Genomic DNA, 11,833 nt, shown 5'->3' on the forward strand with positions numbered 1-11,833 from the left:
CCGGCACTGTCGGAACAACCGCCGCAACCGTGAGATTGCGGCACCGACCACGACTCCTACACCCGCGCAACGAAATACCCCGACGCCAGGCGTGGGGCCAGCAGAGAGGTCGCATAGGGGGTAGTCAGGTGGGGCGAGGCGTCAGCGTGAAGGCCAGTTCGGCGAAGGCGGTGGCCGTGGGGAGTGGGTCGGCGGGCCAGGCCAGGAGGATGGTGCGCTCGGCAGCCGGGTCCAGCGGGATCGCGTGCACGCCCGCACGATGGGCGGGCAGCGACAGTTCGGGGACGATGCTCACCCCGAGCCCCTCGGCAACCATGGCGAGAATGCTGTTGGTGTCACGCACCCGATAGTGGCACTTCAGGCTCGCCCCCGCCGCCCGCGCGAGTGCCGTGATGAGCGGCTCGCACCCGCCTGTGGACATGATGAAGGGGTGCCGGGCCAGATCGATTATCGGCACCGAGTGGCAAAGACTCAGCTCGTGACCGCCTGGCAGGACGGCTAGCATACGATCGGCGGCAAGCGGCCGCGCCCCCAACCCGGCAGGGACCCAGACCCCGATACTCCGCCCTGTCGAGGACCCGGTGGTGCCCGCGACCCCGGATGACACAGTGGCGATGTCCGCCGCCCCGGTTACGAGCCACTCCAGCACCTCGTCGTCCGAGCCCTCCATCACCGTGAGCCGCACCGCCGAATGCACATCCGCGAACCGCCGCAGAATCGGCGGTAGCAGCCGGGCGTTGGCGCTGGGGATGACGCCGACGCGCAAGCTGCCGCGCTCGCGCCCCCGGGCCGCGGCCACCTCCTGCTCCAGCGCCTCCACCTGAGTGAGGATGAGCATGGCACGACGGCACACGGCACGCCCAGCCGCTGTCAGACTCACCCCGTGGTTGCCCCGGACCAGCAGCGCGATCCCGAACTCGCCCTCCAGCGCGCGCAGAGCGTGGCTGACGGCAGACTGCGTGGTGGCCAGTTCCTCGGCGGCCCGGGTCATGTTGCCGGTCCGTGCGACCGCCTGCAGAATCCTGAGCTGGGTGAACGTCATAGCGCCGCACGCAGCAGGCCGACGACCAGCGGGTGCGGGGCCTCGGGACGCGAGCGGGCCTGCGGCACGAACAGGGTGGCCACATAGAACGGGTGGCCAGGGATCTCCAGCACCCGGGCCTCGCCGTCACCGTCCACGGCGGTGACCAAGAAGCCGCCCTCGTGCAGGGCCCCTTGCCGGCGAGGGTCGAGCCCGAAGTTGCAGTAGTACTCCTCCTCGACCTCGGCCCGCCCGTACAACGCGGCCACTCGGGAACCGGGAACCAGGGTCACGGGCATGGTCTTGCCGGCCAGCGAGCAGGTCAGTTCCGACACGAACAGGGTCGAGGCGTACGGGTCGTACTCGGCGTGCTGGGCATCCTCGTAGCCGAGCACGTGGCGGGCGTACTCGATGACCATGTGCTGGCAGCCACCACACGTCCCCAGAGTAGGCACGCTGTGCTCACGGCCGTGACGGAGCGCGGCAAGAGCGCCCGCCAGGCTGCGGTACGGGCTGCCCGGCGCGCACCACAGCACGTCGGCAGCCTCTACCTCGGCCAGATTCGATTCAAGCGGTTCGGTGGCAAGCCAGCGGACATCCACCCCGATGCCCAGGTGCGCGGCAGCGTGCCGCAGCGCGTCGTCGGTGGCCAGGTGCGGGGAAAACGCCGGGTCGCGGTCGCCGATGACGGCAACGAGCAGAGATCGGTCCATGGCCATCACTATCCGACGGTCCGTCCGTGAGCACCAATACAGGACCAAGCATCCGCCATGAGCAACCACTCATGTCAGTAGCTTTCAGAGTTTCGCGGCGGCCCAGCACCATCAGATCGTCATTGCCCCTTTCCGGCCTCACCCCAGTAGAGGCTAAACGCCAGTTTTCACAAGATCGTTGGTCACGGGCCGGACTTCATCGGGCACGTTGCTAACCCTTCGGTCCGGCTCGGCCGTCTCGGCGAAGCCAAAACCGTTACTCGAAACCGGCTACGAACACCGATCGCGGCACCGATAAGGTCGACCGCTCCACGGCACCGTCATCGGCGACATAGAAACCGCACGGTCCAAAGCGATTTCCCCCGCGGGCACCGGCGAATACACCAGCCCACACTGATGCGATCGGCCTGCGGCGTCGACATCGGGTATCGCGGCCCCCGCGACGGATGTAGTCCCGGACGAGGTCGATCGCAGCTGCCTTGAGGATGCGACCCGCATCGTCTGCGGCCAAGCCCGCGACCACGAACTGGAACATGGCGCCATCGACGTCGACCCGGTCGCCGTCACCGAAGACGTGCACTATCTTCTCGCTGGTCACGACACCCGCCTCCGCAGCGGACACCAACGATTCGGCGGCCTCCGACGCCTCACCTGATCGGTCATCCCCCAGGCTGCCGATAACGCCCGCCACGGTGTCGACCGTCCACACCGCGGGCATCGCCGCCGCGCACTCCGACGTCGGAGCGGACTCGCCTCGATACCACCGCCCTGCCGAGAATGAACGAAGACGAATTCGAGGGGTTCCTCACTGCCGAGATTCCGTTCTTCGAACAGAACTACCTGGTGTTGCAGGGACTGTCCACCGACAGCGGTGTGGTGGCCCGCCACCTCGTCGGCGGGGCTGGCACCGCGCAACCGGCGCGTGAGCACGGTTTGGTGGTGCCTGCCGATGTCATTTTCGCCGCCGACTCAGCGTAGCGCGGCGGTAGACCGCTTTGTCGAGACTGCAAGTCTTGACAAAGGAGCTTGTCGAGAATTACCCTCTCGCTAACATCACAACGAGGAAAGGTCGCGCCAAACCGAGTAGTTCAGAAGGTTCCAGCGGATCGGCATACGGGCGTTGTCGGCTAATCGGACGATAAGCAGTTGAACGACAGCGCCGTCAGCGAGTAAGTCGTCCATCCGGGCCTATCGGCCGGCGACGGGACCGCCTGACGATACAGCGCATCGCAGCGCCGCACGCGCAATATTCGCCATCACAGCATGCACTGGTCGGAGACCAGTTTTAAAAGACTGCGGGCAGAGTTTCTCGGCACCACTGAAGAAAAATCGGCGGCCTTCTCGGTGTGCTATTAGTGCCACCAATGCCACCAATGCTATCCACCGACGCATATGTCGGATTTGATACCGAAGTCACAGCGGCACTTGACCGAGTCAGGTGCTCGCGTCACCACAAATCTGTGATCGAAAAGAAGAGGTTTGATGACAAAGAATGTGCTGATCGCCGGATGCAGCAGCGGCTTCGGGCGACTTACCGCTGTGGCTCTGGCTCGGCGGGGCCAGCGAGTCTTCGCCACGATGCGTAATCATGCCGACGCCGACGAACTCATCTCCCTCGCCGCTTTGCAACGTCGAGAATCGATACGGTGGTCGTGCCGAACGTGCGGCATCTGACCGGCTGTCTCGACGCGGTACGCCGCGACCACGATGTGTGGACATTGGCTCCACCCAGCTCCTGGCCACGCAACGACATCTGCGGCACGGCAAGCGATTTCATCGCCAACTCGGGACGGTTCTGATGAAGATCCCGCGCCGTGTCAGGCATATCCACATCGAATCCGGGCCGCTCCATCAATATCTTGGCGAATGATGTGAGCTCTTTCAGTTAGGTCGTCCGCATGTTCCACTTCACCCCCGGCATCCGCGCTCGCATCTTGTCGATTGCTTTGATCCCCAGCGTCGTGCTGCTGGCTGTTGGCGCGGCTGGTGCGGCGATTTTGGTGACCCAGGGAGTTCGGGACAAGAATTTCGCAGACGAGAATGTGCGATCCGCTCCAGCCATCATCGACCTGACCTCGCTCATCCAGAATGAGTTCCGACTGACCTTGCTACGCGTCAGTGGCAAACCGATAGCTCCGAATGACCTGGTAGACGCGCGGGCTCGGGTTGATGAGCAAATAAAGGTCAACATCGGACAGCTGGCGGATATGAGCAGCATGCGTCCGGGGACTGTGGACGGTTCTTCGTCAGAAGTGGCCGACGCATACCAACACATCGTCCAGCTCCGTGGGCGTGTCGATACCGGCATGTCCTCGATCGATGAGGTGTACGGCCTGTACATGCAGGTAGCCCGTTACGGCTCGACGATCATGGACGGCATCGCCAAGGCCGCTCGGGACGTCAGCAACGCCGCCTCGGCGATAACCTCCACGAGATTATTTTCCGCCGTCCTGACGGCGGGCATGGCGCACTCGATGGCTGCGGCGGCAGCCGACGCCGAAGGTCTGGCTCCGGCGTATTGGCGGGAGTCCGTTCGTCAAATGGATATTTACCACAACGAACTTGCCAACTTGGCCCCGCAGCTGGCCCCCTCCGCGAAGCGGATGCTGGACGATCTCACTGGTAGCCAGCTCTGGCAGCAATCCACCGCAATCGAAGAGGCGATCATCTCGGATGGGGCGAGGGCACGGGATGACCAGCGCCGGACCGCAAGCACTGCCGCACTTCAAGGGACGGCGAGCACTGCGGCACTTCAGGTAGACCTGGATGCCTGGCACGTGGCATTTACCGGAGTCGAGGCCAAGCTTCTGGAGGTGTGGCGCACCAATTTCGCCGCTACGCATCAAGTTGCCAGCGATATCGCGGACCGAACTGTCCGGAACTCGATCGCGGGTGGTGTGGCGGCTGTGGCGATCGCCTTCGGTATCTTGCTCGTTTCGGTCGGAATGTCGAACCGGTTGACCCGGCGACTGAAGCGGCTACGCGGTGAGACCCTCGCGATGGCCGACAAGCAGTTGCCTGACATCATGACCCGAATCGGCAACGGAGAGTCGGTTGACGTCGAGTCAGAGGTGGTCCGGCTCGACTTCGGACGCGATGAGATCGGCCAAGTGGCGGATGCGTTCAATCGTTCCCAGCTGGCGGCGGTGTCGGCGGCGGTCACCGAGGCCAAGACCCGAGAGGCCGTTAATGCGGTGTTCTTGAACATCGCTCATCGCAGCCAGCTCATGATGCATCGGCAGTTGGAGATCCTGGATACAGCTGAGTCGCGCCAGGAGGACCCGGAACTGTTGAGCGTGCTGTTCCAGCTCGATCATCTGGCGACTCGTGAACGTCGCAACGCCGAGAACCTCATCATTCTCGGCGGTGAGCGGCCGGGTCGTCGATGGCGCAACCCGGTGCCGCTCATAGAGATCGTCCGAAGCGCGATTGCCGAAACACAAGACTATCAACGGGTTCGATCAAGTCGGGTGCCGGACGTGCGAGTCATCGGCACCGTCGTCGCCGACGTCATCCATCTGCTCGCCGAGTTGATTGATAACGCAACCTCCTTCTCGCCCTCGGGTTCTCGGGTGGAAGCTTCGGGAACCATCGTCGGCAAGGGGGCGGTCGTCGAGGTCGTCGACCAAGGTCTCGGGATGCCCGGTGCGGAATTGGACCGTGCGAACGAGATGCTGCGGAACCCCCCAGACTTCGGTGTGCTCCACCTATCCAGTGATTCGAGGCTCGGGCTGCTGGTCGTCGCCGCGTTGGCAGGTCGTTCCAACATTAAAGTGCGGTTGGCGGAATCGGACTATGGCGGCGTTCGTGCGGTCGTACTCATTCCGCAGCACCTGCTCGATACCGAGCTGGTGCAGCCGGGGAGTGGTGACGAAGGCGCCGGCCTGTCGGATAGTGCAGAGCAGTTCGGAAGTCAGCTGAATGGCTGGACGCCGCAGGTCTCGTCGTCCAGATCTGTCGAGCTTTTGGAGAGTTCCGCGGACCTCGCTCGGCGGACCGGCGACGTTCCCGAGACTCCTGGCTGGCCCGGAGACAGCGAGTTCGGACCGGTGGCCGCAGAAGGGCGGCCGCCGCTCCCGCGCCGACGGCGACAGGAACATCTCGCGCCGGAACTTGCGCAGCCGACTTCCTCGGCCTCGTCAGGTAGATCTACACCAATCGGCAGTCGTTCACCGGAACAGGCGCGGGACCTATTCACCGCGATCGAAGCGGGTACACGACAGGGACGTCATGCCCAAAGCTGAGCTTGATTCGCACATCGCCGACGATTACAAAGGAAAGTCACAGTGACCACTCCCACCGACCTCGATTGGCTGCTCGATGATTTGGTGCAGCGCCTACCCGGCGTACGCCAAGCGGTTGTGCTGTCGACCGATGGGCTGCTGATCGGCAACTCCACCCATATGTCCAGAGAGGACGCGGAACACTTCTGCGCCATGTCGTCCGCGCTATATGGTCTTGCGCGAAGTTCGGGCAGCCGATTCGGTGGTGGGGAGGTCCGACAGGCGGTCATCGAATTGGCGGAGGCGGTCATATTCGTAACAGCCGGTGGGCCCAACGCGTGTCTGGCGCTGATGGCGGACATTGCGGCGGATATGGGAATGGTTGCCTACGACATGAATCACACGATCAAGCGCATCGGAAGATACCTCTCAGCGACACTTCGGCCCAGTCATATCGGCAGGGTCGATACAAGACCATGACGAAGCGGCGTGAGCATTGGTTCGAGGATGCCTCTGGTCCACTGGTGCGGCCCTACGCCATCAGCCAGGGCCGGACGGGTGGCCACCACAGCCTCGATATGATCACGCTGATCGTTACAGCCGGGTTCGGCGGCGTCGACGGGTTGGAGCCGGAAAGCCGTCGGATACTGGGGATGTGTCGGCGTCCCACGTCAATTGCCGAGGTCGCCGCCCAACTCGAGCTTCCACTGACGGTGACGAAGATCCTGATCAACGACCTCATAGTCGCCGGCTACCTCATCTACCGGTCACCGGATTCGTCGCGCAGCTCCGGTTCGACCGATATCGATCTACTCCGGACGGTGCTCAATGGCATTCGAAAACTCTGATACCGCCAAATCCATGAATATGATCGCGCAATCGGTGAAGATTCTGATCGCGGGAGGATTCGGTGTGGGAAAGTCCACGTTGGTGGGGGCAATCAGCGAAGTCGCGCCGCTGCGCACTGAAGAGTCGCTCAGTAATCTGAGCGTATCAGTGGACGATCTGACCGGCGTGGATGCCAAAACAACCACCACGGTCGCGCTGGATTTCGGTCGCATCACGATTGATAGCGAATTGATCCTTTATCTCTTCGGCACGCCCGGCCAGGAAAGATTTTGGTTTCTCTGGGACGAGTTATCGCGGGGCGCACTCGGAACAGTGGTCCTCGCCGATCCGCGGCGCCTGGAGTCCTCGTTTTCCGCTGTCGACTATTTCGAGAGGCGGGGAATACCATTTGTAGTCGGCGTCAATTGTTTCGACGGAGGTCCGGTCTACAGCTCTGAAGAGATCCGAAGCGCACTTGATCTCACTCTCGAAGTACCCATTATTTTGTGCGACGCTCGTCATCGTAAATCGGTAAAAGATGTGTTGCTTACCTTGGTGGAGTACCTCATCCAGCAATTCGGAAGTGCGAGGAGTCCGTCGGTCGCAGCGTCCGATCAAGGCTAGTCCGCGATAATCCGTTACCGAGCGATATGCTCGAAAATGCGCTTTTTCATGGAGGATGCGAAGGTGTGCGCAATAGTCAAAACCCGATGCTAGCGGTCAAGGATGCCCAACTAAAACGCTAAATCGCTTGATATACCTGCCGGTGTACGACGTTGACTGCGCTGCCGTAAGGCGGCGCGTTCCTCGTCGATGCGGCCAAACAGGAGGACAGCGAGGTAGTTGGGGGAGCCGAGGTCTTGCGGGGTCTGGCGTTCAGTGCCGCGGTGACTGCTGCGATTTCGCTTGCGCTCCGCTGGGACAGATTTGTTCCATTCGGAAAGTATTGGCGTAGAGAACTATTCGTGTCTTTCGTCCCTCGCTGCCAGGGTTAATGCGGGCCGGCGAAGTAGACGGCGATACCGGTGTCGACAGTGAAATTGGCATGTTGCGCGAGTTCCTTGCCGCGGTCCTAGGTGAGCGAGCGACGCAGCTATGCGGGCAACGTGGCCATCTGCTCGAACAGTGCCTTGCGCATGGCCTCGCTGCTGCGGCGTCCTCTCGGACGGTGGCCAAAGGCCCACGCCTGGACAGGGTCGCGCGCGGGCGGGAGGCCGAGCTTCCCGCATTGGCTTCACCATCGAGGGGGAGGGGTGCTCGGCACGTGTTCGACTGCTTCGATGCGCCGTTCAGAAGATGGCACTGTCTGCGAACGCTGCGGGTGCGCCGGATCACCCGGCCATGGCGTGGGTTCGGCCTGAGGTTCCGGCTTGTGTAGGCGTGACCGGTTGGCGGGCTGGATGATCACCAGCCGTAGTCTGCCGGAGGTGTCGAGTCGGGGCTGGCTCGTGAGGTTCCTGCGCCCGTTCGGGCTGGCTCACCAGGGGTTTGCGCCCCGGCCCGACACCGACCGCGGGTCTAACTCAACAGAGGTGTGGGACACACAGGCCGAAAGCCGGAATGTCGCCCGCGGCTCCCTATATCCCGACGAGGAGTGAGGAGACGTGGTTGATGGTGGTGATCGGGGTCGACCCGCACAAGGCCACCCATACGGCGGCGGCGCTGAATGCCGCAACCAACCAGACGATCGAAACGATCCGCATCGACGCGACATTGCCCGAGTATGGGCGGCTTCTGGCGTGGGCAAAACGAGTTTCTGAGCGGTGCTGGGCCGTGGAGAACGCGTGGGGTCTGGGCCGGCACCTGGCCCAATGGCTGATCGCCCACGGCGAGAAGGTCACCGACGTGCCGTCCACGGCCACTGCGCGGGTGCGAGAATTGTCGCGGGGCGGGCGGCGCAAGAACGACAATATCGACGCGGCTGCGGCTGCCAGTGTGGCGGCGTTGCATGGCGATGCGGTGCCCGTCGAGGTTGAGGGAGCGAGCACCGTGCTGCGAATGCTTGATGAGCGGCGCACGAATCTGACCAGGCAGCGCACCCGGACGGTCAACCAGCTGCACCCGGTGATGCGGGAGTTGCTGCCCCGTGGCGTGTCCACCGATCTGACCGCAAACCAGGCCACTGATGTGTTGCGGCGTGTCCGCCCGTCCTCACCGGTGAAACGCGCCCGCAAAGAACTCGCCCGCGAACTCGTCGCCGACGTGCGAGCCCTCGACGCCCGGCTCAAGGCCAACCGGCAGCGTATGCAGGACACCGTCGCCGATTCCGGCAGCAGCCTTCTCGACTTGGTCGGCGTCGGACCGGTGGTCGCGGCTCGGCTGCTGGGCCGCACCGGCCGCGCGTCACGGTTCCGCAGCGCAGGAGCCTTCGCAGTCCACACCGGCACCGCGCCAATAGAAATCGCCAGCGCCGGCAAGCCTCGGCATCGACTGTCCCGCCACGGCGATCGCTAGCTCAACAACGCCCTGCACACCATCGCTTGACGCAAGTGCGCATGCCGGGCACCAGAGGACGGAACTACTACGACGGCAAGATCGCCGAGGGGCAAAGGGCACAAAGCATGAGGACTTGACTCAAGGGACTCGAACGCGTACTTCACCCGCGACGGTTCGCCAGTCGATCGACTGCCAATCAAGCAGGTCGTCCTCCGGTCCGTTCACCATGACGCCCCTCGACCACCGCAGCTGTCTCGATCATGTTGTCCAACTTGCGCTTCGGTTCCGGCGTCGTTGTCGTAGTCTCTTCACAGGCTCACCCGGCCCACGTCAGGACCTTTCAGGTCCGGGCAGATGCCGGCATCCGTCCGGTAAACCGAAACCATCGGCGGAGGAGTCGATCACGAATGTCTCGTTCTCTCGTCTCCTTTCGGCCGCCGACATTGGCTTCGTGGGCTATCCAGCGCCCGCTGGCCTGCCTCACGGTCAGCTTGCTGACGACGTCTATGCCGCCGGACTCCAATGGGGTTGTCACGTTCCACACGAGTGAGTTACGAACGTGTCGGGTGCCCTGTACCCACTACGACGGCGATGTTCTCCCGACCGGCTTCGAGTCTTCCGGTCGGCGTCTGCGCTTTCCAGCGACCAGTCCTTACCCCTGCTGTGGCAACCCATCTTCGGGGTTTCCGATGACGAGGCATCATCACGGGTGTACGGTCGTTCACCCTGTCGGCCTTCCCGGTGACTTGTAACTGCCGGATGGAACGGGAGCCCTCCAGCCTTCCGACCTGAGCTTCACACCCCACCGTTACCGGCGACGCGCGTCAGGCCTGGGGACAGATCCTCGAACACTGATTTGTAGCTACACCTTCGGCATCCGCCGACCTCCTCCGATGAAGCTCAGTCAACTCGTGCGACTTCGTGTCGCACCCCGATACCCCGACCTCGGACTACTACGAGAGCTCCGCCACGACCGGCCACCAGCAGTTGACAGTGAGCCTGCCCGCCGCCGGGCAGGATGCCGGAAGTGAAGGGCGATGCCCGGTCGCTTCCCACGTCACTGCCCACCGGTCGGTGGGGTCACGATCGAGCTTTTACCCCGGCAGCATCACCACGAGTACGCCGCAGACTTCCTCATGGTCTTCCGGGCCGCACGGAATGAACAACCGCGGAAGCGGACAGGCCGCCGAAGAGAGCCCACCCAGCACTGCATCGACCCGCGTCCACCAGGTTCAGGGTCGTTCTTGTCAACGCTCTTTGAACATTTCGACGAGCGTCGACACTGTCGCCTGGCCTGTCGCGAACTCTTCTGCGGCTGCCTTCTCCGCACGGTAGTGCAGCACAAGCCCCGCAGGAGTGAACTGCACGGCAAGGTGTCGTTCGGACATGACGGTCACATTCGCCTCGGGATGATACAAGAAGCCCGAGGCCTCAACGGCCGCGACGTGCTGTCGGATTGCGGTTCGGCACAATGATTGTGCAGAGGTTGAGCGTCCAGTTGCTTGACGCGTGTGATGCGCAGTGGGTGACGAATCCTTCTCTGCTGCTGGTTCGAATACTCACCGAGGTCCTGGACTGGTCGACCTCTATCGTCATAACCGATGCCCGCCCAGATCATGGAGCGCGGGGGGTGCCCGCCGCCGCTCATGCTTTCGACCGTTCTTCGGCATTGGTCGAGCAACGGACACTGCATGCAGATCTGCGTGGACCGATGCCACACAGAGGGCGACCCCCTATCCAGATCCCAGTCGTTCGGGTTGGCCGAGCATGGCGGAGATATCCGTGAGGCCTGCGGCGGAGGCGAGCTCGGGGCTCTGGCATTCACTCTCATCGGCCACCAGTCGGACTGCAGTGACATTTCGGTTCGTCCTTTCTTGCAGAGCAGTCAGCCGGGCGAGCGCGCTTGAGTCGATACATGAAGCTGGGTTTTGTCATCGAACCAGAATTGCTGTCAGCGGGGCGAGATCACATCGGTAGAATGGCAAGTGTCGCTGGGCTATGCATACGTAGGACCTAGTTGTATGAGGCAGCGGCGGTGGTGCCGCCTTCGGCGGGCTGTGTTCGACGTATTCGCGGGTGGTGGGGTCGTGGATCATGCGGGTAACGGGGGATCGTGGCCATGTGGAGGGCACGGTTGCACCGCCGGTCTCCACCGCAGTTGAGGCGATGACGGACGGTGTTGCCCGACGAGGCGGGGATCAGGTTGGCCCCCAACCAGACAGGCGAACGCAGCTACGGAACGAATGCTGCCGTGGTGAGACCAGGCGATCAGGCAGGCGGCCGTGGCAACTGGTCCAATTTCGGTCTGCTCGAGCAGGCCGGCGGCTGGGGTGGCGCGCACGAGGGCGGCTATTGCCTTCTGGTTGGCAGTGAGTTCGTCGTCGAGCGCCACATCTGGTCACCGACGGCCGCAGTCAGGCTTGGCGGTACAGCTCACGCCGGGCCAGGTAGACGACTCGCCGATGCTCGCGCCGCTGTTGGAGGCGGTCGCGGTACCCCGCCTAGCGGAAGGCCCACTGGCCCGTTCCCACTGAATGAGACCGCTCGGTATTAGAGTCCTGATGGCCCTGATGAGGGTCGGAAGGGACACTGAGGGACATGGCAGGACGCAA

Annotated in this window: 11 protein-coding genes and 2 pseudogenes; 8 read left to right on the plus strand and 5 right to left on the minus strand. The window is 63.2% G+C overall.

Annotated features, from left to right (window positions below):
- Positions 1-124: 124 nt before the first annotated feature.
- Together AB0L97_RS35795 and AB0L97_RS35800 are read right to left on the minus strand one after the other, a co-directional pair.
- Positions 125-1,042 carry a LysR family transcriptional regulator gene (locus tag AB0L97_RS35795; RefSeq protein WP_364438678.1) on the minus strand — a complete coding sequence of 306 codons (918 nt, stop codon included), beginning with the start codon at positions 1,040-1,042 and terminating at the stop codon, positions 125-127.
- On the minus strand, positions 1,039-1,734 hold the full coding sequence (locus tag AB0L97_RS35800; protein WP_364438681.1) for a CTP synthase: 696 nt from the start codon (positions 1,732-1,734) through the stop codon (positions 1,039-1,041). The genes AB0L97_RS35795 and AB0L97_RS35800 overlap by 4 nt, the downstream gene beginning before the upstream one ends.
- Before the next feature lie 777 nt (positions 1,735-2,511).
- Between AB0L97_RS35800 and AB0L97_RS35805 the strand changes: the two genes are divergently transcribed.
- From AB0L97_RS35805 to AB0L97_RS35835, 7 genes are all read left to right on the plus strand, one after another.
- Positions 2,512-2,712, plus strand: coding sequence for a hypothetical protein (locus AB0L97_RS35805; protein WP_364438684.1), 201 nt, complete (start codon positions 2,512-2,514; stop codon positions 2,710-2,712).
- Between the two features lie 504 nt (positions 2,713-3,216).
- A complete protein-coding gene (locus tag AB0L97_RS35810; protein ID WP_364438687.1) occupies positions 3,217-3,408 on the plus strand; it encodes an SDR family NAD(P)-dependent oxidoreductase in 192 nt (63 codons plus the stop codon).
- The gene (locus AB0L97_RS35815) at positions 3,381-3,533 is read left to right on the plus strand and encodes a hypothetical protein (protein ID WP_364438713.1); all 153 of its coding nucleotides are present in this window, start codon (positions 3,381-3,383) and stop codon (positions 3,531-3,533) included. The genes AB0L97_RS35810 and AB0L97_RS35815 overlap by 28 nt, the downstream gene beginning before the upstream one ends.
- A 99-nt stretch (positions 3,534-3,632) precedes the next feature.
- The gene (locus tag AB0L97_RS35820) at positions 3,633-5,978 is read left to right on the plus strand and encodes a nitrate- and nitrite sensing domain-containing protein (RefSeq protein WP_364438690.1); all 2,346 of its coding nucleotides are present in this window, start codon (positions 3,633-3,635) and stop codon (positions 5,976-5,978) included.
- Positions 5,979-6,020: 42 nt separating this feature from the next.
- Positions 6,021-6,437: a roadblock/LC7 domain-containing protein gene (locus AB0L97_RS35825; RefSeq protein ID WP_364438693.1), complete on the plus strand. Its 417-nt coding sequence runs from the start codon at positions 6,021-6,023 to the stop codon at positions 6,435-6,437.
- Positions 6,434-6,805: a DUF742 domain-containing protein gene (locus AB0L97_RS35830; RefSeq protein ID WP_364438695.1), complete on the plus strand. Its 372-nt coding sequence runs from the start codon at positions 6,434-6,436 to the stop codon at positions 6,803-6,805. The genes AB0L97_RS35825 and AB0L97_RS35830 overlap by 4 nt, the downstream gene beginning before the upstream one ends.
- Entirely contained in the window at positions 6,786-7,409 is a 624-nt protein-coding gene (locus tag AB0L97_RS35835; RefSeq protein ID WP_364438698.1) for an ATP/GTP-binding protein, read from the plus strand. Before AB0L97_RS35830 ends, AB0L97_RS35835 begins: the two co-directional genes overlap by 20 nt.
- Positions 7,410-7,641: 232 nt before the next feature.
- On the opposite strand, the pseudogene AB0L97_RS35840 reads toward AB0L97_RS35835, so the two are convergent.
- Positions 7,642-7,890: pseudogene (locus tag AB0L97_RS35840) on the minus strand (IS30 family transposase); the annotation flags it as partial.
- 506 nt (positions 7,891-8,396) lie between these two features.
- Here AB0L97_RS35840 and AB0L97_RS35845 point away from each other — a divergent pair.
- The gene (locus AB0L97_RS35845) at positions 8,397-9,239 is read left to right on the plus strand and encodes a transposase (RefSeq protein ID WP_364438707.1); all 843 of its coding nucleotides are present in this window, start codon (positions 8,397-8,399) and stop codon (positions 9,237-9,239) included.
- Positions 9,240-10,468: 1,229 nt separating this feature from the next.
- Here AB0L97_RS35845 and AB0L97_RS35850 read toward each other — a convergent pair.
- Positions 10,469-10,609 (minus strand): hypothetical protein, encoded by a 141-nt coding sequence (locus tag AB0L97_RS35850; protein ID WP_364438701.1) that lies wholly within the window; start codon positions 10,607-10,609, stop codon positions 10,469-10,471.
- Positions 10,610-11,312: 703 nt separating this feature from the next.
- Positions 11,313-11,466: pseudogene (locus AB0L97_RS35855) on the minus strand (transposase); the annotation flags it as partial.
- Between the last annotated feature and the right edge of the window lie 367 nt (positions 11,467-11,833).

Origin of the sequence: Nocardia sp. NPDC051911 (assembly GCF_040681035.1) — a bacterium.
In the GTDB taxonomy this organism is placed as follows: Bacteria; Actinomycetota; Actinomycetes; order Mycobacteriales; family Mycobacteriaceae; genus Nocardia; species Nocardia sichangensis.

Excerpts from the sequence above, each read along its gene's own strand:
- AB0L97_RS35795 (WP_364438678.1), bottom strand. The coding sequence starts at position 1,042 with ATGACGTTCACCCAGCTCAGGATTCTGCAGGCGGTCGCACGGACCGGC.
- AB0L97_RS35800 (WP_364438681.1), bottom strand. The coding sequence starts at position 1,734 with ATGGACCGATCTCTGCTCGTTGCCGTCATCGGCGACCGCGACCCGGCG.
- AB0L97_RS35805 (WP_364438684.1), top strand. The coding sequence starts at position 2,512 with ATGAACGAAGACGAATTCGAGGGGTTCCTCACTGCCGAGATTCCGTTC.
- AB0L97_RS35810 (WP_364438687.1), top strand. The coding sequence starts at position 3,217 with ATGACAAAGAATGTGCTGATCGCCGGATGCAGCAGCGGCTTCGGGCGA.
- AB0L97_RS35820 (WP_364438690.1), top strand. The coding sequence starts at position 3,633 with ATGTTCCACTTCACCCCCGGCATCCGCGCTCGCATCTTGTCGATTGCT.
- AB0L97_RS35830 (WP_364438695.1), top strand. The coding sequence starts at position 6,434 with ATGACGAAGCGGCGTGAGCATTGGTTCGAGGATGCCTCTGGTCCACTG.
- AB0L97_RS35835 (WP_364438698.1), top strand. The coding sequence starts at position 6,786 with ATGGCATTCGAAAACTCTGATACCGCCAAATCCATGAATATGATCGCG.
- AB0L97_RS35845 (WP_364438707.1), top strand. The coding sequence starts at position 8,397 with ATGGTGGTGATCGGGGTCGACCCGCACAAGGCCACCCATACGGCGGCG.
- AB0L97_RS35850 (WP_364438701.1), bottom strand. The coding sequence starts at position 10,609 with ATGTCCGAACGACACCTTGCCGTGCAGTTCACTCCTGCGGGGCTTGTG.